19 protein-coding genes and 1 pseudogene are annotated in these 20811 nt (G+C 35.4%); 4 read left to right on the plus strand and 16 right to left on the minus strand.

Translation table 11 applies throughout. The annotated features are described in order from the left end of the window. Window positions 1-22: 22 nt before the first annotated feature. From C237_RS0104790 to C237_RS0104835, 10 genes are all read right to left on the minus strand, one after another. Window positions 23-1831: a DUF885 domain-containing protein gene (locus C237_RS0104790; protein ID WP_018675359.1), complete on the minus strand. Its 1809-nt coding sequence runs from the start codon at window positions 1829-1831 to the stop codon at window positions 23-25. Window positions 1832-1870: 39 nt separating this feature from the next. Continuing rightward, the gene (locus C237_RS0104795; protein ID WP_018675360.1) at window positions 1871-2410 is read right to left on the minus strand and encodes an RNA methyltransferase; all 540 of its coding nucleotides are present in this window, start codon (window positions 2408-2410) and stop codon (window positions 1871-1873) included. Between the two features lie 174 nt (window positions 2411-2584). Continuing rightward, a complete protein-coding gene (gene feoB / locus C237_RS0104800; RefSeq protein ID WP_018675361.1) occupies window positions 2585-4621 on the minus strand; it encodes a ferrous iron transport protein B in 2037 nt (678 codons plus the stop codon). A 40-nt stretch (window positions 4622-4661) separates the two neighbouring features. Next, window positions 4662-4922: a FeoA family protein gene (locus C237_RS12920; RefSeq protein ID WP_018675362.1), complete on the minus strand. Its 261-nt coding sequence runs from the start codon at window positions 4920-4922 to the stop codon at window positions 4662-4664. Window positions 4923-5217: 295 nt separating this feature from the next. Continuing rightward, window positions 5218-6765 carry a helicase HerA-like domain-containing protein gene (locus C237_RS0104810; RefSeq protein ID WP_018675363.1) on the minus strand — a complete coding sequence of 516 codons (1548 nt, stop codon included), beginning with the start codon at window positions 6763-6765 and terminating at the stop codon, window positions 5218-5220. 22 nt (window positions 6766-6787) lie between these two features. Continuing rightward, window positions 6788-8008: a BaiN/RdsA family NAD(P)/FAD-dependent oxidoreductase gene (locus tag C237_RS0104815; RefSeq protein WP_018675364.1), complete on the minus strand. Its 1221-nt coding sequence runs from the start codon at window positions 8006-8008 to the stop codon at window positions 6788-6790. 46 nt (window positions 8009-8054) lie between these two features. Next, window positions 8055-8813 carry a TIGR03915 family putative DNA repair protein gene (locus C237_RS0104820; RefSeq protein WP_018675365.1) on the minus strand — a complete coding sequence of 253 codons (759 nt, stop codon included), beginning with the start codon at window positions 8811-8813 and terminating at the stop codon, window positions 8055-8057. A gap of 165 nt (window positions 8814-8978) precedes the next feature. Further along, window positions 8979-9818: a GLPGLI family protein gene (locus C237_RS0104825; protein ID WP_169584735.1), complete on the minus strand. Its 840-nt coding sequence runs from the start codon at window positions 9816-9818 to the stop codon at window positions 8979-8981. Continuing rightward, a complete protein-coding gene (locus C237_RS12925) occupies window positions 9815-10441 on the minus strand; it encodes a hypothetical protein (RefSeq protein ID WP_018675367.1) in 627 nt (208 codons plus the stop codon). Before C237_RS12925 ends, C237_RS0104825 begins: the two co-directional genes overlap by 4 nt. A 397-nt stretch (window positions 10442-10838) precedes the next feature. Beyond that, window positions 10839-11423, minus strand: coding sequence for a Crp/Fnr family transcriptional regulator (locus tag C237_RS0104835; RefSeq protein ID WP_018675368.1), 585 nt, complete (start codon window positions 11421-11423; stop codon window positions 10839-10841). A gap of 233 nt (window positions 11424-11656) precedes the next feature. Between C237_RS0104835 and C237_RS0104840 the strand changes: the two genes are divergently transcribed. After that, on the plus strand, window positions 11657-11944 hold the full coding sequence (locus tag C237_RS0104840; protein ID WP_033398659.1) for a GNAT family N-acetyltransferase: 288 nt from the start codon (window positions 11657-11659) through the stop codon (window positions 11942-11944). A gap of 76 nt (window positions 11945-12020) precedes the next feature. On the opposite strand, the gene rpsB is transcribed toward C237_RS0104840, so the two are convergent. From rpsB to rplM, 3 genes are all read right to left on the minus strand, one after another. Further along, complete coding sequence (gene rpsB, locus C237_RS0104845) at window positions 12021-12776, minus strand: 30S ribosomal protein S2 (protein ID WP_026315501.1); 756 nt, start codon at window positions 12774-12776, stop codon at window positions 12021-12023. 175 nt (window positions 12777-12951) lie between these two features. Further along, complete coding sequence (gene rpsI / locus C237_RS0104850; protein ID WP_018675372.1) at window positions 12952-13338, minus strand: 30S ribosomal protein S9; 387 nt, start codon at window positions 13336-13338, stop codon at window positions 12952-12954. Between the two features lie 5 nt (window positions 13339-13343). Beyond that, window positions 13344-13799 carry a 50S ribosomal protein L13 gene (gene rplM, locus C237_RS0104855; RefSeq protein WP_018675373.1) on the minus strand — a complete coding sequence of 152 codons (456 nt, stop codon included), beginning with the start codon at window positions 13797-13799 and terminating at the stop codon, window positions 13344-13346. A gap of 195 nt (window positions 13800-13994) precedes the next feature. On the opposite strand from rplM, the gene C237_RS0104860 reads away from it, so the two are divergent. From C237_RS0104860 to C237_RS0104870, 3 genes and pseudogenes are all read left to right on the plus strand, one after another. Next, window positions 13995-14732 carry a lysophospholipid acyltransferase family protein gene (locus C237_RS0104860; RefSeq protein ID WP_018675374.1) on the plus strand — a complete coding sequence of 246 codons (738 nt, stop codon included), beginning with the start codon at window positions 13995-13997 and terminating at the stop codon, window positions 14730-14732. 45 nt (window positions 14733-14777) lie between these two features. Further along, a pseudogene (locus tag C237_RS13630) lies at window positions 14778-16248 on the plus strand (MFS transporter). Then, window positions 16238-17308: a DUF3810 domain-containing protein gene (locus tag C237_RS0104870; protein ID WP_018675375.1), complete on the plus strand. Its 1071-nt coding sequence runs from the start codon at window positions 16238-16240 to the stop codon at window positions 17306-17308. Before C237_RS13630 ends, C237_RS0104870 begins: the two are co-directional and overlap by 11 nt. Window positions 17309-17320: 12 nt before the next feature. Here C237_RS0104870 and C237_RS0104875 read toward each other — a convergent pair whose 3' ends face one another. The 3 genes from C237_RS0104875 to C237_RS0104885 form a co-directional block, all read right to left on the minus strand. Next, a complete protein-coding gene (locus tag C237_RS0104875; RefSeq protein ID WP_018675376.1) occupies window positions 17321-18676 on the minus strand; it encodes an MATE family efflux transporter in 1356 nt (451 codons plus the stop codon). 75 nt (window positions 18677-18751) lie between these two features. Continuing rightward, entirely contained in the window at window positions 18752-19780 is a 1029-nt protein-coding gene (hemH, locus tag C237_RS0104880) for a ferrochelatase (RefSeq protein ID WP_018675377.1), read from the minus strand. A gap of 56 nt (window positions 19781-19836) precedes the next feature. Further along, window positions 19837-20718 (minus strand): NifU family protein, encoded by an 882-nt coding sequence (locus C237_RS0104885; protein WP_018675378.1) that lies wholly within the window; start codon window positions 20716-20718, stop codon window positions 19837-19839. Window positions 20719-20811: the final 93 nt, after the last annotated feature.

The raw sequence follows: 20811 nt of genomic DNA on the forward strand, positions 1-20811 counted from the left end.
ATTATTCTATCTATATTACTTGTTACTGTTTTTTAGTTTGTTCTGGACGCTTAGCCCAACGATCCATTTTTTGTTCTAATATTTGTAATGGCAAACACCCTTGGTTTAAAAGTTCGTCGTGGAATTTGGCTAAACTAAACTGCGTTCCTAACTGCTCCTGATATTTCTTACGAAGCTCTTGGATCTTCATAGATCCTGTTTTGTAACTCAATGCTTGTCCAGGGTTTGCCATATAGCGCTCAATTTCGGCGGTTGCTGCGGCTTCATCATAGGCTACATGATTAAGGAAATAGGTCAACGCTTGTTCACGCGCCATCTTTCCAGTGTGGATACCCGTATCTACTACCAAGCGTACGGCACGCATCATTTCGTCACTTAAGGCACCCATTTTTTGATAAGGATCGGTATACAATCCAAATTCAGGACCTAGAGACTCACAATACAATGCCCAGCCTTCGCCATATGCACCTATCCAACCAAAACGCATAAACTTGGGCAATGCCATATTCTCTTGCTGTAATGCAATCTGGTAATGATGTCCTGGTATCGCCTCATGAAGAAATAAAGACTCCATCCCCGAAGTCACATTAAAGGCTTTAGGATCTGGAATAGGAATATAGAAAATACCATTTCGCTTACCATCTGGCGTTCCTGGTTGATATTCTGCACTTGCAGAAGCTTCCCTAAACTTTTCGGTTTGTCGGATTTCAAAACCCGTTTTAGGCACTACGGTAAACATAGTTTCTAATTTCGGTTCTATCTTGGTTAAAATGCCATTAAATGCATCTAAAATCTGCTGCGAAGTTTGATAAGGTTTCGCTTTAGGGTCAGACTTTACAAAAGTTAAAAATTCTTCTAGACTTCCGTTAAATCCAACCTGTTGCTTTACTTGTTCCATTTCGCCTCGGATTCTTTCCACTTCTTTTAAGCCTTTTTCGTGGATAGTTTCAGGCGTTTCAGAAGTTGTTGTCCAGTGTTTTACATAATAATTATAGATTTCATTTCCTTTTGGTAAGGCGTTGTAGCCGTCGGTAGTTCTAGCATGAGGCAGATAATCTTTTTCTAAAAATGTTGCCATCTTTTGGTACGCTGGAATCACTTGTTCTAAAATCACTTTGTTATATTCCTTGGTATAATGGGCTCTGTCTGCTGCAGACATTCCTTTAGGAAAATTTTGAATCGGCTTAAAGAAAATATTTTTTGAAGGATTAGTAGATGTTAATTCTTCGGCACTCATTTGTGGAATCATCTTAACGACCAATTTTTTGGGTAATACCATTTGGTCTTTTATTCCTAATTTAAAATCCTCTATCGCCGTATCCATCCATGCTGGAAAGGCTTCCATTCTTTTAAGCCAATTCTCGTAGTCTTCTTTATTTTCAAATGGCTGACTTCCCTTGCCACTACCCAATAAAGGAAATTCCAACGGCAGCCCTTCAAACTGGGTAAAAGGAAAATATTCTGGATGGTACGCGTAACCTTCAATCTGGTCTTTTAGCCTATGGTCTAGCACATTATAAACCACTTTTTGGGCGTCGGTTAATTGGTCGTAATCAATGCCTTCGAGTTTTTTAATAATGGAATTATAGAACGAAGTTTCTTCGGAAATCTTAACTTTATCTATGGTTTGAGGCAGAATATCATTAAAACGACGGTCGCCTTGTGCGGTTGCCTCAAAAGGATGGAACTTAAGGTAGCCATCATAATATTCCTCTGCAATACTATCTAAATTAGCGTGTACTGGTGGTACATTCAGTGGCGTATCTTTTTTCTTACACGAAAACACCAATGCTAAAAGTGTAGCGATTATAATTCTAAATCCCAATTTCATTATTGATTACTTTTTAAAAGCAAATGTAATCAATAATTTTTAAATAGACTGGGATAATGTTTCAAAAAAATGCCATACTACAATGCCTCCACATACGCTTACATTCAGCGAATGTTTAGTCCCCAGTTGTGGAATTTCTACAAAATGATGGTATTGTGGCAAGCCTTCATCACTTAGCCCTTCTACTTCATTGCCCAAAACTAAAGCATATTTTTGAGATGCATCTACTTTAAATTGATTTAATGGCTGACTATCCGTTGTTTGTTCAACGCCGATTAATTGATATCCTTTTTCTGTTAAATTGGTAAGCGCATCGCAGATATTATTTTCGTACGACCATTCTACGCTATCCGTAGCACCTAATGCTGCTTTATGAATTTCTCTATGCGGTGGTTTTGGGGTAATGCCACACAAAATAATTTTTTCAATTAGAAATGCATCTGCAGTACGAAAAATGGCACCTACATTATGCATACTTCGGATATTGTCCAAAACAATTACAATAGGGGTTTTAGATGATTTTTTAAAAGTCTCTACATCTATCCTACCGAGTTCTTCTAATTTTAATTTTTGAGTCATAGTCGTTTTGTTGTTATTTAATGTCTAAGAACACCCGCAGTCTTTATCGCAGTGAGTTCTTTTGCTGTTGCCTTTTTGGGGGGCAAAGTTCTTCCAAAAAATTTTAAATATCGAATAACACGCAAATATAACGACTAAAAAAATAATAATATATTGTAAAGTCAACATAAGATTTTATTTAAAGATTTGATACACAATTAATGATGCCACATACGCCAATCCAGACATCCCCACCAACTGAAGCATCGTCCACTTTAGACTTTTGGTTTCTTTATAGACTACGGCAATGGTAGAAATACACTGCATCGCAAAAGCGTAGTAGATGAGTATGGATAGCCCCGTAGCCAAACTGAATACTTTTTCACCATTAGGTTTTACATCGCGTTCCATTTTTTCTATAATTTTACCTTCGGGTGCATCGTCATCTAGACTATAAAGCGTAGACATCGTCCCTACAAAAACTTCTCTGGCGGCAAAACTCGTCAATATCCCTACGCCCATTTTCCAATCGTAACCTAGCGGTGCAATAACGGGTTCCATTTGTCTTCCAATTTTGGCAAGATAAGAGTCACTAAGTGAAACATCATCTTGAACCCATTCCGTTTTACTCTGGCTCGGTCCAAAATAACTTAATACCCAAAGGATAATACTCACGGCAAAAATAACTTTACCTGCCCCTGTGATAAAGCCCCAAACTTTACCCAAAACCAATTTAAAATCATGGAAAAACATCGGCATTTTATAAGTCGGCAAATCCATTACCAAAAATGATTTCTGTTTAGAATTAATGAACTTTTTCAACACCCAAGACGCCGCCAATGCCATTAAAAATCCTAATAAATACATCGCCATTAACGCTAAGGCTCGATAGCCCACCCCAAAAATATAGCGGTCTGGAATAACCAAAGTAATGATGATACTATAAATTGGTAACCGTGCCGCACAAGTCATAAATGGCGTCACTAAAATGGTAATAAGGCGTTCCTTAATATTTTCAATATTTCTGGTCGACATAATAGCGGGAATCGCACACGCTGTACCAGATACTAATGGTACAATACTTTTTCCATTTAATCCAAAAGGTCTGAGCAATCTGTCCATTAAAAATACCACCCGAGCCATATAGCCAGAATCTTCCAAAAGGTAGAGAAAATAAAGTAAAATTCCAATTTGTGGGGCAAATACCATAATCCCGCCCAAACCTGAGATAATCCCATTTGAAATTAAACTATTAATAGGACCTTCTGGCAGATGCTCAGCAGCCACTTCCGAAAGCCATGAAAAACCGCCATCAATCCAATCCATAGGATAGCTGGCAAGCATAAATACACTCTGGAAAAGTAATACCAGTAATAGTCCAAATACAGCATAACCCCAGATTGGATGTACCAATATACAGTCTACTTTTTCGGTAAAGCGTTCTTTAAATTGTTTTTGTTTGGTTACCGTATCCGTTACTATGGCATCAATACTTTGGTAGCGCCTTACTGTTTCCTGAACTTGCAATCGTTTAGGTACTACACAAGCCTCATCTTTTTTATCTAATTGTACCGCAATAGAATCGATACCATCTTTAAATAAATCGGAAGAAAGCAAAGTCCATACCTTATAATGATTAGATTCATTGATTTGCTGACTTACTCGTTCTACAATCGGCTGCTGTGCTTTAGGGATATCAAAAAAAGTGGTACTAGACGATTGGAATCTGTTATGATGAATTGCATCTTTAAGTGCTTCTACACCAATATGGTCTTTGGCATTAGTCTTAAAAACAGGAATCCCCAAATGCTGCTCCAACTTTTGAATGTCGATACTAATTCCTCTTTTTTCAGCTTGGTCTATTTGATTGACTACCGCAATGACAGGAATGCCCCAATCTAAAATTTGCTGTAATAATAACAGACCTCTTTTAATGCTTAAAGCTTCAATAACATAAACCACACCCACATAATGCGCTCTCTGCTCTACCAAATACTGGCTGAACACCGCTTCGTCCTCCGAAGAAGGATATAGGCTATATGCCCCTGGTAAGTCGATGACCTCTACGGTTTCATTTTGGTAACTGTATTCGCCTTGTAAACTCGCTACGGTAACCCCCGCATAGTTACCAGTTTTTTGTTTTCGATTACAGAGTACATTAAAGATAGTGGATTTTCCCACATTAGGGTTACCCACCAAAAGAATTTTTTTATGGTTACGAGGCTCCGTCATAGTCATTTTAAATCAATTTCATAGTATTTCACCCAAGACCTTAGTTGGTCTCCACCAATAAATAAGCCGCTTCTGAACGGCGCAGCGCCAACCTATTATTTTCATTGCCAAACTCTATATATAAAGGGCCATTAAAAGGAGCTTGATGTAATATCTTAATGGAAGTATTTGGCAACAATCCCATTTCTATCATTTTCGTTGGCATATCGAGGGCATCATTATGATAGCCTACGATTTTTCCTTGTTTTCCTAGGGTTAAATCACAAAGTGTCTGCGTTGAATTAGATGATGGTAATGCCATAGTTTTCGGTTTCAAAGTGCAAATATAACTATTTAAAATTAATAAAAATTGTTGTAGAGAAATTAAAAACTATTTGCTATAGGCAATAGGCTATAAGCAGTAAGAAAGCAACATATCACTCAAAACTCATCACTCAAAACTTTTAGCTCAAACTACTTGGCAGACACTGAAACAAGTTCAGCGTAACACGCTATAATTTTAAATTGCTTTAGACAATAGGCTATAAATAAACTTAAACCTCTTCACTCAACATTTTTACCTCCATTTATAATCTATAATTTTGAATTTATAATTCCTACCGTCTTCTCCTTGTGGTAGATTTTAGGCCGAGCATACCGAGAATAGCCTTTGCTCCTTCTCTCATTAAGGTAGTTCCGAAAGTTTTTGCCATGGGGCTTTTTAAAACGCTATCAAATAAACTAGGCTCTTCTACGGGTTTTCGAGTCGATGTTTTAGTTGATGGACGCTCAACTTCTTGTTCCTGATGGGCTTCTATTCTTTGGGTTAAGATTTCGTAGGCACTTTCTTTATCAATACTATTTTGATATTTTTTTACCAAACTAGAGTTTTGAGTCAAAGTTTCAATTTCATTGTCTGTAAGGGTTCCCATTCTACTTTCTGGTGAAATTAAAAAAGTATGAACCAAAGGTGTTGGAATCCCTTTTTCATCCAAAGCGGTGATAAAAGCCTCACCGATTCCTAAATTCTGGATCAGTTCTGTGGCTTTGTAGTAAGGCGTAATGGGGTAATTTTCTATTGCTTTATCAATTTCTTTTCGATCTTTAGCCGTAAATCCTCTTAGGGCATGCTGGATTTTCATCCCCAACTGACTCAATACATTTTCTGGAACATCCCCAGGAATTTGAGTGATGAAATAAATTCCCACGCCTTTAGAACGAATTAATTTGACCATTGTTTCAATTTGAGAGAGTAAAGTTTTTGAGGCTTCCTTAAAGATTAAATGAGCTTCATCAATAAATAATACCAACTTAGGTTTACCACTATCGCCCTCTTCTGGGAAGGTCATATAGATTTCCGCAAATAGCGACAACATAAAAGTAGAAAATAAATTTGGCTTACTTTGGATATCATCTACCCTCATGATATTAACTACGCCCTTACCATCTCTGGTTTGAAGCAAATCCTGAACTTCAAAACTGGGCTCTCCGAAAAACTGGGTCGCCCCTTGTTGCTCCAATGCCACGATAGAACGCAAAATAGCGCCTAAAGACGCCGAAGATATCGCCCCATAATGTTCTGCAAGTTCTTGTTTTCCCTCGTCATCTGTGGTAACATATTGTAGAACTTTTTTTAAATCCTCAAGGTCTATTAATGGTAAACCTTTGTCATCACAGTATTTAAACACAATCGACATGATGCTGCTTTGGGTATCATTAAGCCCTAAAATTTTACTTAATAATACAGGTCCAAATTCGGTAGTCGTCGCTCTTAGTTGTACACCTTTAGCCCCAGAAATCGTCATCAATTCAACGGGAAAGGCTTGGGGATTATATGGCAGCTCGGTTTTGGCATAGCGTTCTTTGATAATTTCGTTCTCGGTACCTGGCTCTGCAATCCCAGAAAAATCACCTTTGATATCTAATACTAAAGTCGGTACACCTGCATGAGACAATTGCTCCACAAAGACCTGAACCGTTTTAGTTTTACCCGTTCCCGTAGCACCCGCAATTAGTCCGTGGCGGTTGATGGTTTTTAATGGAAGTTTTACATCTACTTCTTTTACCACTTCGCCATCGAGCATTCCTTTTCCTAAAATGATACTTTCACCTTTAGCACTATACCTTTGGTTAAGTTCTTCTATAAATTGAGTTGAGTTTGACATATATTATTTATGATTGAGTTAATTAATGATTTTTTTGATTGAGATGTTGGGCGATCAGCCACGCTTCGCTCCAGCAGGCTTGAAAATTAAATCCGCCTGTTACTGCATCTATATTAAGGACTTCCCCAGCGATATAAAAATGAGGTAGTTTTTTAGACGCCATCGTTTTAAAATCGATTTCTTTTAATTCCACGCCACCCGCCGTTACAAATTCTTCTTTAAAAGTGGATTTTCCTTTTACCTTAAACGGTTTTCTACAAAGCATTTCGGTAATTTGTTGCATCTCTTGTTTAGAAAGATTTGCCCAATGTTTGTCCTCATCTATTTTGAGTTGATGCAATACTTTTTGCCAAAAACGGTTGGTGATTTCAAAGGGTTTATATTGAACTAATTTCTTTTGGGCATAGTCTTGTTTTGTTTCTTTTAAAAGATGAAGGCAAGTGTCAATAGGCAACCCTAAAAAATTCACTTCTAAATCCACTTCGTAATGGTATTCTGCCAATCGACGGGCTTCCCAAGCGGATAATTTTAAAATGGCGGGTCCACTTAGTCCCCAATGGGTAATCAGTAACGCACCAGATTCTTCTGCTTTTAGTTGTGGTAATTTCACTTCAGCATAGGGAAAACTCGTACCTGCCAAGCCATCGAGCAAATCATCTTTGATATTAAAAGTAAATAATGAAGGTACAGCAGGTACAATTTGGTGCCCTAAGCCTTCTAATAATTTATGAGCTTTTGGCGAGCTTCCCGTTGCAAAAACAATAATATCCGCGACTACTTCCCCTTGATTGGTTATAATATTATAGCCTTCTGGCTGAGGTTCTATGGCTTTAACGGGTGCTTTTTTTAAAATATTAATTCCTTTATGCTCTACTTCGCCAACTAATGTATCAATTATCGTTTGTGAGGAATTGGACTCTGGAAACACACGATTGTCACTTTCTATTTTTAATGACACGCCACGCTCCTCAAACCAACCCATGGTATCGGCAGGTTGAAATTTAGAAAATACACTTCGCAATTCTCGGTTGCCTCTCGGATAAAACTGGACTAAATCCCGAGCGTCGAAGCAAGCATGGGTGACATTACATCTGCCACCGCCCGAAATTTTCACTTTTTGTAGCACTTCCGAGTTTTGTTCTAAAATACTGACACGATATTGGGTAGTATCTAGATTTACCGCACAAAAAAAACCTGCGGCACCGCCTCCGATAATGACAATATGAGGTGTTTCATGATTCATACCCACAAATATAAGATTTTCTAAACGCTTAGGGCATTAAAAAACATCAAAATTTTTCTGTTAAATATTTCCAATAGCGCTTGGGCAACTGCTGGATATGAAGTTTCATATTTTTTCGCTCTACGATATCAACTTTTGTAAAATACCGCTGCCACAACTTTTGGTATTTTAATTCTTCTTCATGAAACGGCATCGCATTAGGATTTAGGCTAAAAGTTTCCGAAGGATAGATAAACTGACATTCCGAAAGATTATAATAGAGTCCATAGTTTCGTTTTAAATCAAAAATCATCCATTGTTGGTCTCGGTAGCGATGATAAAAATGATTTCTAATCATCGGTAATACATTGAAATCGGGTTCTATTTTAGCAAAAAAGACCTCATCTTCTAATTTTTCAAAACGAACAAAGGCATTCATCCGATGGATTTCTCGTCCCACCGATTTTACAATCTTAGCAATGGCGAGCATCTCTTCGTTGGTTAAATGATAGAGTATATTTTGTGCTGGAAATTGGAGCATTAATCTGACGGCACTCAATATCAAATGTTCCAAACGCTCATCTTCGGAAAGGTAAACCCATAGCAATTGCCTTAAACCATCTTTTCCTAAATTGGTTTCTAATTTTTGCAATACCCGATCCGCTTTGTCTTTTTGTGTTAAGACTTTATGAGGCTCAGAAAAAAGACCTTCCACATGATAATTATTTTCAGAAACAATGTCTACTTCCGAATAGCGGTATTCAAACACTTCAAAAATAGCGGTGAGTAAGCCCTCAAAATTACCATCATAGATAAGTGTGGTCATAGATTTTTTTAATGTATGTCATTTTCAACAAAGATATTGCCAATTTAAGGAAAATATCATTTAAAATTGTTTATCTTCGGGAAACATATTGCCGAAGGACGAGCTTTTGATAATTGATATGTCCCGCCCTAAAAAAGCGTTACAGTTTTGGGACGGGACATTTAATCATTTATTGGGCGGATAATTGATTTTCATATTTAAGTCAATAGGATTATTATTATCTAAAATATTTTTTCTTATTTTTTTGCTCAACTGATTAAAATTAGGGTTCTCAATTGTATTCCCATCATCATCTTGGAGATAACCTTTAATCTGCCCTGATTTGACCTCTTTATATGGATCTAAATAATAATCAATCTTTATTTTCTTTATTTTAGAATAATCAATTTTAACGGGCTTCATATGGTAATAGTTTTCAAGAAAATTACTAGTATCAAATTCCTCCTGAATATTTATATTTTGTACAAAAGAAAATATATAACTTTTCAGTTCATCATTTACTTCTAAAATCATCCCTGGCAGTCCAGAAAATTTGTATGGCCCATAAGGCAATGGGATTTCTTGAGTAAACCATGCAACCCATTTTCTTTTTCCAAAATTACACTCGGCTTTTTGAGCTCTATATAAGCCAATATTTTTAAATTCATTCTTTATCTTCCATTCCATTTTATCGTTTGTTTTATAAGCATAAACATTCTGTAATAAATTTTCGTAATTCATATAAGTATTGGTACCAATTACTCTAGCGAATCTTTCTTCAAAAGGAGGAGTGGCAAAATAAAGAGATTTAGAGTTTTTGTTAATAGAATCATATTTAACAAATTCATAACTGAATGATTTTACAGTTTTGGAATTTACATCAGTCACTATATAATCTTCCTGATATAAAGAATCACTAGCATTGCTTTTAAACTTTAATTCATAAATAAAACGATGAGTTTGGCAATAAAGTGTACCATATATAAAACACAATATTAAAAAGTAGTATTTATCTTGATTTTTCATATCCATTTAGTGCAATTATTATTATTATTATTATTATTATTATTATTATTATTATTATTATTATTATTATTATTATTATTATTATTTATTACATCAAAACTTTTCTGAATTTTAAAATCTTTACTGTAAAGCGTAAATTTTTGGTTTATACAATCAACGGTCATACATTCTTTTATGATGAAACCATTATCAACTGCCACACCTCTCGTATAAGGCATTTCAAGCTTTTTTTCTACTAAAACCTTATTATTTCTTAGATTTGATTTAAAGACTGCTCTTTTTGAAGGATAAAACATGAAAATTGAATCCATAATAATGGTATAACTTTCTGGAAAATTATCTTTGATTAAAGTTCCATAGTCATAAGTTAAATATTCTTTTTTTCCTTCAATGATTGAAATATTCTTTTTTTTACTGTTTTGTAAAAATAATTCATTATCAAATACATCTAGCTTATTTGTACCTTTTTTTACATTAAAGGATGTCAACTCTTGAAAGTTCAATGAATTCAAATATTCTCTATTGATTATTCTATTTTCATTTTTTTTACTTTTCGACCAAACTAGTAAAATTAATATTATACCAATTGCAATACTTATAATAATTATTATATTTTTTTTCATAGTAATAGGTGGTATCAAATAGATACCCCGAAGGGTATCTAAAAAATTAATTTCTGGCTATACTTACTTTGATTTGTAAAACACAGAATCGTTACCTACGTCGTAACAACAGTTAGTGCCAGATCCAGGACAGTTTCTTGTATTACATGGAGCATCATCAACTGAAGTCAGGGTTGATTGTGCAATTGATAATCCACCTCCAAATAAAAGGGCTGTAAATAATAAAATTATTTTTTTCATGATAATAAAAATTTGAAATTTATAAAAATATTTCCTTTTATTTTTCTTTGGGTTGAATAGGTAAAACTCCCGCAATTCATAGCTATTGAATAATCTAGATATCTATGACAAATATCATAAAATATATTTATAAAAATTAGGACAAATGTCTCAATTTTTATAAAAATAACAATTTTGATTTAGTTCTTATTAAAGTTTTCCGTGAAATCGATAGAAAAGATGCTAAAATACTATCATTTATGCGATTTTTAAGAGTGGGGAAATTTTTATTAAAATAAATTAATTTTTCTAATGGCATGGAGGTAGATAAATGATGATAGCCCCTTATATTGATTGCCATATATTTTTCTAAAATTAGTTGATAAATTTTAGCTAAGTTTTCAGACACCGAAAGAAGTTGGTCTAAATCTTTTTTAGTTATTTGAAGAATTTCAGCATTTTCAATGCATTCTATCGTTTCATTATTGTCAATACCATTTTTGCGAAAACTATCCATGTTTGTTAGAAACCCATTTTCCCATGCTATTCTTCGAGTAAATTCATTTCCATTGTGGTCAATATAAAAAGACCTCAGCAAACCTTTATTTACAAAAAAAAGTTTGTTGCAAATAGAGTTTTTTTTAATTAGATTTGTCTTCTTTTTAATATTGAGAGGTTCAAAGTAAATCTTTATCATTGCTTTTTCCTTTTCTGAAATTTTCCCATATTTTTCTAGTAAAATAAAAAGTTGTTGATATTGCATATTACTAACTTTGGATTTTGACAAATCTACCAAAAATTATGGATATAAAAATCTATTTTTTCAAAATATACAATGGGATATAGTTTTGGATTTTGTAAATATATTGATGAGCATTGAAAAAAAGGTACTGGAAAAAAAGAATAAATTTTGCATTGAGTATATAATTATTTATATAGTTCACTCTTTAATTTCGCTTTTCAAATAGAATAGTATATAATGTTAAAATGAAACATATGAATTATAAAAACAATCAAAGTGGTAATGGTGGTTTTATCACTATGGAAAATGGCACTGAAGAAATCGGTAGACTTACTTATACTATTATGCCGAATGAAAACATTTTAGTGATTTCCTTTGTAAATGTCTACCCCAAATTTGAAGGCAATGGGTATGGGAAATATCTCGTTCAACAAGCGATAGATTTCGCAAGAGAACACCAATGGAAAATACGCCCTCATTGCTCTTATGCTGGTGCGGTGATGCAAAGAATGAGTGATATAGAAGATGTATTTCCAATCTAAAAAATAATCTATCACATCAATAAAAAAAGCCTTAAGTCATTTCTTAAGGCTTTGGGTTTATTGCAAACGGCTTATATTAAGCGTCAAAATCTGCGTCTTTATCAGCAGAAGCTTTCGCTTCTTCTTTAGACTTTTCTTTTTCTGCTTTTCTTTGCGTTTGTCCTTCTTTGATAGCTGCTGTTACTTGAGATAAAATCATATCGATAGACTTAGAAGCATCATCGTTACCAGGAATTACATAATCCACTTTTCTTGGGTCAGAATTGGTATCTACGATTGCAAATACAGGAATACCTAATTTCTTAGCTTCTGTTACTGCAATATGCTCTCTCATGATGTCTACTACGAAAATCGCAGATGGAAGACGCACCATATCTGAGATAGAACCTAAGTTTTTCTCAAGATTAGCTCTTTGTCTGTCCACTTGAAGTCTTTCTTTTTTAGAAAGCGTTTCAAAAGTACCATCTTTCTTCATTTTATCAATAGCGTTCATTTTCTTAACCGCTTTTCTGATTGTAACGAAGTTAGTTAACATACCACCTGGCCATCTTTCTGTGATGTAAGGCATATTAACATCTGATGCATGCTTAGCCACGATTTCTTTCGCTTGCTTTTTAGTTGCAACAAATAATACTTTTCTACCTGCAGAAGTGATTTTTTCTAAAGCTTGACACGCTTCATCTAATTTTACTGCTGTTTTATGTAAATCAACGATGTGAATACCATTTTTCTCCATAAAGATGTATGGAGCCATATTAGGATTCCACTTTCTAGTCATGTGACCAAAGTGAACACCTGCCTCTAATAGGTCTTTAACATTTGTTTTTGCCATTGTTTTTCTGTTTGTTAGTTTACTTTCCGCTTTTTCGCAATCAACTATTTCTTAAGATGGGAGAAATGTTTGGATGCTAAACATAACGGGCAATTTTTATAAGTGCTTAAGCGGTAAACTTGTAGGCTATAAGCATTGGCTTATAGCATAAAGTATACGGCATAAAGCGTTGAAATTAACGTTTAGAGAATTGGAATTTCTTTCTCGCTTTTTTCTGTCCTGGTTTCTTTCTTTCCACCATTCTTGCATCTCTTGTAAGCAATCCATGAGGTTTCAAAGCTGTTCTGAACTCCTCATTGATTTCGCATAATGCACGAGAAATACCTAATCTAATCGCTTCTGCTTGACCAGTGATTCCACCTCCAAAAACATTTACAGTAACATCGTATTGTTCTGCAGTTTCTGTTAATAAAAATGGTTGATTTACTTTATAAACCAAAACATCAGTACCGAAGTACTCATTAAGCGCTTTACCATTAATGGTGATATTTCCGCTACCTGGTTTTACATATACTCTAGCGACAGAAGTTTTTCTTCTTCCTATTTTGTGTACTATAGACATATTACTTATTTGAATTCGTTAATATTGATTTCCTTTGGCTGCTGAGCTTCGTGTTTGTGCTCAGTTCCTTCATAAAGGTAAAGGTTTTTAAGAATTGCAGATCCTAGTTTGTTTTTAGGTAACATACCTTTTACAGATTTTTCTAGAATTCTTAGGCTATTCTTTTTTCTTAACTCTTCAGCCGTCATAGATCTTTGTCCACCAGGGTACCCTGTGTGCCAGATATAAGTTTTATCTGCCCATTTGTTTCCAGAAAGTTCTACTTTCCCAGCATTCAAAACGATTACATTGTCCCCACAATCTACATGCGGTGTAAAATTCGTTTTGTGCTTACCTCTCAAAATCTTCGCAACTTTAGACGCTAAACGTCCTAATGGTTGCCCGGCAGCATCTACCACAACCCATTCTTTATTAGCGGTAGCTTTGTTTGCCGATACTGTCTTGTAACTTAATGTATTCACAATTTATCGTTTACGATTAAACATAATTTTCCCCAATAAGGGTCTGCAAAGGTAAGAATATTTTTTTAATTGTGAAATTTATCTTTTAAAAAAAATCCACAAGCCCCACCTTTTTAGGACTTTAACTAAAAAACTATACGAAAATACACCATTTAAAAACAAAATTTTATATTTGCTCCTTTAACTTTAAAAGTAATGGTAATTTTAGTTTACTTATGGCGATTGTGGTTTGTGATATTAGGTATTGTGATGACCTTGCTCATAGGACCTTGGGTCTATCTATTTTCTTTCAAGCCGTCGCATTATAAAATCTGCTATGCGCTCATTCGTTTGTGGGCAGTTATTTTATTTTATGGTATAGGATTTAGATGCCAATACTTTAAAGAAGTGAATGAACACATAGACCCTAACCGACAATATATTTTCATTGCCAACCACACTTCAATAGTGGATGTATTTTTAATGTTGGTTCTTCTTCCTAATCACCCATTTTGTTTTGTAGGGAAAAAAGAATTGGTTAAGATTCCCATCTTTGGAACTATCTATAAAAGAGTCGTGGTAATGGTAGACCGCAGCGATGCAAAAAGCCGTTCCGAAGTTTACGCTAGAGCATCAGAGCGGATGCAGAAAGGTCAAAGTATCGTTATTTTCCCAGAAGGACTGGTACCAGATGACACTTCTATTTTATTGGCTCCGTTTAAAAATGGGGCGTTTATCCTAGCCGCAGAACATCAGTTACCTTTGTGCTGTTTTACTTTTATTGGACTAAGAAAAATGTTTCCTTTCAACTATTCTAAAGGCTACCCAGGGAGAATCCCCGTTTATTTTAATGGCATTATAGAGCCTAAACCCGAAGACACTTTTTTAAGTTTGAAAGACAAGGCTTTTTCTAAAATTAAAAACACACTAGAAACACACGAATTATCATTTTAATTATATATATTTGCTCTTAGTAAAAACTTAATACCAATTTTAATAATGGAACAACATACGCAACAGACAAAGTGGTCGCAGTTTATTTCTTTGGTTATCGTATTTTTCTTTTGGGGCTTTGTGGCTGCCAACAACGATATCCTGATTCCCGTATTTAAGAAAAGTTTTACCCTAACCCAAGTCCAGTCGCAGTTGGTAGCTTGGGCATTCTACGCGGCTTATTTTATTGGGTCGGTTATATTTTTTGTTATCTCGCTATTTGGCGATATTTTACAAAAGTTTGGGTATAAAAAAACTTTAGCATTTGGCTTAATTATTTCTGCTATTGGAGCATTTCTTTTCGTTCCTGCGGCTACTCAGTATAGTTTTGGGTTTTTCTTAGCGGCCTTATTTATTGTAGGGTTAGGATTTTCGGTTCAGCAAATTGTAGCGAATCCTTTAGCCATTAAAATGGGAAGTCCAGAAACTGGTGCCCACCGGCTGACCTTAGCTGGCGGTATCAACTCTCTAGGGACTACTATTGGTCCTATTCTTTTGGGGTATGCCTTATTTGGCAATAGTGAAACAGAAACTACACTTAATCTACACGATGTAAAATTACCATTCATTATTTTAGGGATTGCCTTTATTTTAGTAGCTATATTTATGTTGGTTTCAAAAATTGAAAATCCTACTAAAGAAGAAGCCTCCGTAGACAACCAAGACAGCAAGGGCACTTTTAATATCATGAAATACCCTCAATTGGTTTTGGGAATGTTAGCAATTTTTATTTATGTAGGCGTAGAAGTGTCTATCGTGAGTAATCTTCCTGCCCTACTCCACACACAAGAGTTTGGAAATATTCTGGAACACAATATCCCTCCATTTGTATCCCTTTATTGGGGTAGTTTAATGATTGGTAGATGGAATGGTGGGATTAATGTATTTAATACTTCTAAAAATACCAACCTTGCCTTAAAATTCATCGTCCCTTTTGTAGCCTTTGGCATTATTTGGGGAGCTAATTATTTGAGTGGTAAAGATGTTTCGGCGTTTACTATTTACCCTATTTGGATAGGCGTGTTTATATTAATGAGTTTCCTAGGTGGAAAAAACGCGGGGAAAACCTTAATGATTTTCGGTATTGCAGGCGCTGCGATGATGGTTATTGGACTAGTATACCCAGATAAAACTATTGCAAAATACTTCTTTATTTCTGGTGGATTATTCTGTTCTATTATGTAGGCCAGCCATTTTTGATTTGGCAATTGCAGGACTAGGTAAAAACACAGGTAAAGCCTCATCATTCTTAGTGATGATGATTCTGGGCGGTGGTATTATTCCTTTAATCCAAGGGTGGGTTTGCGACCATGACCTTAGTTCACCAGAAGGAATTTTCGGAATGAGTTACACGCATTTTTCATATATTATTCCAGTGTTATGCTTCGCGTATTTAGCATTTTATGGATTTATAACCCCAAGAATTTTAAAGAAACAAGGCGTTGTAATGATCGAGAATAGCGATAGTGCACACTAAAAAATTATATCATAGGATAAGATTTTGGGCAGGAATTTTACTTGTCCAATTTCTTTTATTTTATGTATTATCTTATTCTTCTATTGCAGTTAATATATTTTCTCTATTTTTTGAATGGAAAAAATTTGTACACCAATGGCTATCTTCTAAACTCCCATTTTCTATCGGCGATGTTTTTTATATCGTTTTAGCAGTATTATTAATCTGGACTTTATATCAATGGATAGTATCCTCTAATAGAAAAACGAGTGTCAGAAAATTATTAGTAGGCATTAATCTATTTTATTTTATCTATCAATGGGTTTGGGGAATGCTCTATTTTCAACCGCCAATTATTAATCAACTTTCTTCCAAAGACCCTAGTATTGAAGATGCCAAACATTTAAGTTTAAAATACCTCAACCATTGTAAGCAACTAAGAAACAAGGTTAAAGAAAATAGAGATGGCGTTTTTGAATACCCTTCATTAGCTAACATTAAGCAAAACATCCTTCAGCAACAATATCATTTACCAAAGTTTTTAGATTATAAAACACCAACAAATATTGATGATTTCAAATCCAGTTTATTTGCTCCCATCATGGCTTATACTGGAATTTTAGGTTATTATAATCCCTTTACCGCCGAGGCACAATACCATCAGAATTTACCTCAAACTTATATTCCTTTTACTTTAGCCCACGAAAGTGCGCATCAATTGGGCTATGCTAGAGAAGAAGAAGCCAACTTTATAGGTTATCTTATTGGCATCCAATCCCAAGATAAAAATTTACAATACAGCACGGCTTATTTTACTTTAAAAAGTTTATTATCGGATTTATACGATACCGAACCAGAATTCGTAGAACAAATCCTAAACCAATACTCTGAAGGGATGAAGCGAGATAGAGCGTATGAAATGGCATTTAGAGAAGTACATAGAGGAAAGTTGGAAGATTTTTTCGGGTGGACCAATCATTTATTTTTAAAATCTAACCGACAAGATGGTCGCATTACTTATTCCTATTTTACACGATTACTCTTAAAATACGAGGCTGAATATCCTCTAAAATTTCATTAAAACGAATTCTATTTATTGGGTTATTCTTTGTCCTATTTTAGCGAAGAATCGTTGTACCAGAAGTAAGGCAGAAAAGGTAAGTCCTATGCCTAGCGCAATCCACATCCCAAAAGCGCCCATTTCCATAGTGACACATAAAAAATAGCCTAACGGAATAGTAATTACCCAATACGCTACAAAGGTAATGACACTCGGGATTTTTACATCTTGCAAACCTCTTAATAAACCTAAGGCTACAATCTGAATGCCATCGGATAATTGAAAAAACGCCGCTACAATGAGCAATTGTGCAGCCAAAGCAATCACTTCTACCTCATCGGATTTGGTAAAGAATACTGGTAATTGGTGGCGTCCTAAAATAAAACCTAAGCCACACATCAACATAAACAAAAAGGTAATCTTAAGGTTATTAATCCCCACTTGTTTTACCGCTAAGAAATTCCGTTCCCCTACTCTATTGCCCACCATAATCGTAGACGCCACACTGAACCCAATACAAAGGTTAAAGGTAAACGACGCCATACTCAACGCAATTTGGTGCGCTGCAATATCTCTGGCACTTACAATACCACAAATAAATGCCGCTCCCGCAAAGGCAGTAACCTCAAAAAACATCTGCATTGCCATAGGAAAACCCAGTTTCAACAAATTGGCAAACATAGATTTTTTAAAGATACTTTTCCTCAACGAAAATCCGTCGATATAAGGTCGCGTCACTTTATTATTCTTCATCACGAAAAATAGAAATACCATCATAAAAATACGAGCGATAAGTGTCGCATACGCCGAACCTGCTACCCCCATCGCTGGAATAAAGCCCATCCCTTTAATAAATACATAGTCCAAAATAATATTTAAAATATTAGCGATAATGGTGGCTTTAGTCACGCCAATGGTAAAGGATAAACCTTCTGAAACCTCGCGCATGGTTTGGAATGCCATAAATGGAATAATCCCCACCACTACAATTTTCAAGTAGACTTCGGCATCAGGTAAGATGTGTTCGGGCTGGTTCATATGGTACAACATTGGGCTAATGGCAAAAATCAATACCACTAAAAGCGCTCCAATCACCATATCAATCACAAAACCATGACTAAATACACTATGGATACGGGCATCGTTATTTTGGGTTTGTGCCTCTGAAACCAACGGTGGAATGGCTAAAGAAAAACCTAAAGCAACCACAAAAATGGAAAAGAACAATCCATTTGCCAACGATACCGATGCCAAAGCATCTGCTCCCAGCAAATTCCCCACAATGATATTATCGAACAAATTAACCGAAACTTGCCCCACTTGTGTAAGCATCACAGGAAGTGCCAACTGCACCAATCTTTTCGTTAAAGGTTGATCTAAAAAAGCCATAGTTCAAAATTAATTAACGCCCTTGGTTCTAGTCCACTGGCGTTAAGTTATAATATGTTTTAAAGTTTTTATTTTTTAAACTAAATAGAATTTTTCTAATTCCTCCTCGCATAAGGTTTTAATCACTTCTATCCAGCGGTCTTCATCATTTAAGCAAGGTAAATAGTGAAACTGCTCACCACCAGCATGTAGAAACTCTTCTTTACCTTCCACAGAAATTTCCTCCAAAGTTTCCAAACAATCTGATACAAATGCTGGGCAACAAATGGCTAAATTTTTAATGCCTTTAGCGGGTAGTTTTTCTAAAGTTTCATCCGTGTAAGGCTCTATCCATTTATCTTTACCCAGTCGAGATTGGAAGGATACAATGTTTTTTTCTTTTGGAATATTCAATTTTTCAATTACCAATTCTGTCGTTTTAAAACACTGATGGCGATAGCAAAACGAATGGCTTGGATTGGTCTCGCGCGAACAGCAATCATTTAAATTACAAGTCTTAGTAGGGTCGGTTTTATAGATATGTCGCTCCGGAACACCATGGTAAGAAAATTGCAAGGCATCAAATTGTGCAGGCAATTTCTCTCTAAGGCTTTCCGCCAAACAGTTAATATAAATATCTCTGTTATAAAACGGCTGCACATAATTGATACGAACTTGTGGAAAATGTTCCTTACGCACTTCTTCTGCTTTTTCTACCACAGTTTCGGTGGTACTCATCGCATACTGAGGGTACAATGGAAATAATACTACTTCTGTAACGCCTTGCTCTACTAATTTCCTCAGTCCATGTTCAATACTCGGTTGAGCGTAGCGCATGCCCATTTCTACAGGAATATCCACACACTGCTGAAGTTTATGTTTTATTTTTTCGGTAATTACAATTAATGGCGAACCTTCATCTGTCCATACCGTTTCATAGGCTGCAGCAGATTTCTTCGGTCGGGTATTTAAGATGATACCGCGTACCAATAGCGCACGGAAAAACCATCGGTAGTCGATGACTTTTTCGTCCATCAAAAATTCGTCTAAATATTCTTTAACATCCGAAACCTTAGTAGACCTAGGCGAGCCTAAATTGACTAATAATATTCCTTTTTTTGCCATTCTATTTTATATTTTTCTTTCTAATGCCGAGATATTGTCAATCGGCGTTAGCACTATTAACCATTTACGGCTTCTACTTTCTCTACCAAATCGGGCACGAATTGTTTTAATACATTTTCAATCCCGCCTTTTAATGTCGCCGTAGAACTTGGGCAACCACTACACGCTCCTTGAAGAAGCATTTTTGCGGTTTTAGTGGTCTCATCATATTCCATTAATGATATTTTGCCCCCATCATTTTCCACAGCAGGTGCAACATATTCGCTTAAAATATCACTAATTTTTTGCTCTTTATCTGTATATTCTCTGTTGATAATTTTTTCAACAGGATTTTCGTGTTTCTGAGGTTCTAGATTGGTAATCTCGCCTCCCGCTTGTAAGTATTCTGCAATTAGAGCGCGTACCGTTACCATCACTTCGTGCCACTGAACAGAATCGTCTTTAGTCACCGCCACAAAATTATCCGAAATAAATACCTCTTGGGCAAAGTCAAACTCCTTAAAAATGGCTTGAGCTAAAGGCACTTGGTCGGCTTCCGCTCTAGATTTTACTTCTACAAAACCATCCAATAGTAATTTAGAAGATACAAACTTCATTACCGATGGATTCGGCGTCATTTCTGCGTAGATTTGGTAAGCCACCTTGTTATTTTTCGGACGGTAAATTCTTGGATTAGCTAAAAGCTCGTCTTCAATCACATTTTTAAGGCTTTGCGCTACATGTTCCCAGTCTACGGTATCTTGTTTAGCAACTGCTATAAAATTTGCCGTGATGAAAATTTTATCCACAAAAGGATAATTAAATAATTCTTCTGCAATAGGAATTTCAGAAATATCCGACTGCCTATCCAACTCCAGCGACCCTGGAATTAAATTATAATCGGCAACGAATTTCATTACGCGTGGATTTTCTGTAGGTTCTATGATGATTTGTCGCATTTTTATATTAAATTTGGAACTGCAAAAATACGGAAAGCAATCCACAATAGCATCGTTGTATTTTAGTTTTTTTCAATAAGGCTGATTTACAGA

This window comes from Riemerella columbina DSM 16469 (assembly GCF_000374405.1).
Lineage (GTDB): Bacteria > Bacteroidota > Bacteroidia > Flavobacteriales > Weeksellaceae > Riemerella > Riemerella columbina.

Excerpts from the sequence above, each read along its gene's own strand:
- C237_RS0104875 (WP_018675376.1), bottom strand. The coding sequence starts at position 18,676 with ATGGCTTTTTTAGATCAACCTTTAACGAAAAGATTGGTGCAGTTGGCA.
- hemH (WP_018675377.1), bottom strand. The coding sequence starts at position 19,780 with ATGGCAAAAAAAGGAATATTATTAGTCAATTTAGGCTCGCCTAGGTCT.
- C237_RS0104795 (WP_018675360.1), bottom strand. The coding sequence starts at position 2,410 with ATGACTCAAAAATTAAAATTAGAAGAACTCGGTAGGATAGATGTAGAG.
- C237_RS12920 (WP_018675362.1), bottom strand. The coding sequence starts at position 4,922 with ATGGCATTACCATCATCTAATTCAACGCAGACACTTTGTGATTTAACC.
- C237_RS0104825 (WP_169584735.1), bottom strand. The coding sequence starts at position 9,818 with ATGAAAAATCAAGATAAATACTACTTTTTAATATTGTGTTTTATATAT.
- C237_RS0104835 (WP_018675368.1), bottom strand. The coding sequence starts at position 11,423 with ATGCAATATCAACAACTTTTTATTTTACTAGAAAAATATGGGAAAATT.
- C237_RS0104840 (WP_033398659.1), top strand. The coding sequence starts at position 11,657 with ATGAATTATAAAAACAATCAAAGTGGTAATGGTGGTTTTATCACTATG.
- C237_RS0104815 (WP_018675364.1), bottom strand. The coding sequence starts at position 8,008 with ATGAATCATGAAACACCTCATATTGTCATTATCGGAGGCGGTGCCGCA.
- feoB (WP_018675361.1), bottom strand. The coding sequence starts at position 4,621 with ATGACGGAGCCTCGTAACCATAAAAAAATTCTTTTGGTGGGTAACCCT.
- C237_RS0104820 (WP_018675365.1), bottom strand. The coding sequence starts at position 8,813 with ATGACCACACTTATCTATGATGGTAATTTTGAGGGCTTACTCACCGCT.
- rpsB (WP_026315501.1), bottom strand. The coding sequence starts at position 12,776 with ATGGCAAAAACAAATGTTAAAGACCTATTAGAGGCAGGTGTTCACTTT.
- C237_RS0104885 (WP_018675378.1), bottom strand. The coding sequence starts at position 20,718 with ATGCGACAAATCATCATAGAACCTACAGAAAATCCACGCGTAATGAAA.
- C237_RS12925 (WP_018675367.1), bottom strand. The coding sequence starts at position 10,441 with ATGAAAAAAAATATAATAATTATTATAAGTATTGCAATTGGTATAATA.
- C237_RS0104810 (WP_018675363.1), bottom strand. The coding sequence starts at position 6,765 with ATGTCAAACTCAACTCAATTTATAGAAGAACTTAACCAAAGGTATAGT.
- C237_RS0104790 (WP_018675359.1), bottom strand. The coding sequence starts at position 1,831 with ATGAAATTGGGATTTAGAATTATAATCGCTACACTTTTAGCATTGGTG.
- C237_RS0104860 (WP_018675374.1), top strand. The coding sequence starts at position 13,995 with ATGGTAATTTTAGTTTACTTATGGCGATTGTGGTTTGTGATATTAGGT.
- rpsI (WP_018675372.1), bottom strand. The coding sequence starts at position 13,338 with ATGTCTATAGTACACAAAATAGGAAGAAGAAAAACTTCTGTCGCTAGA.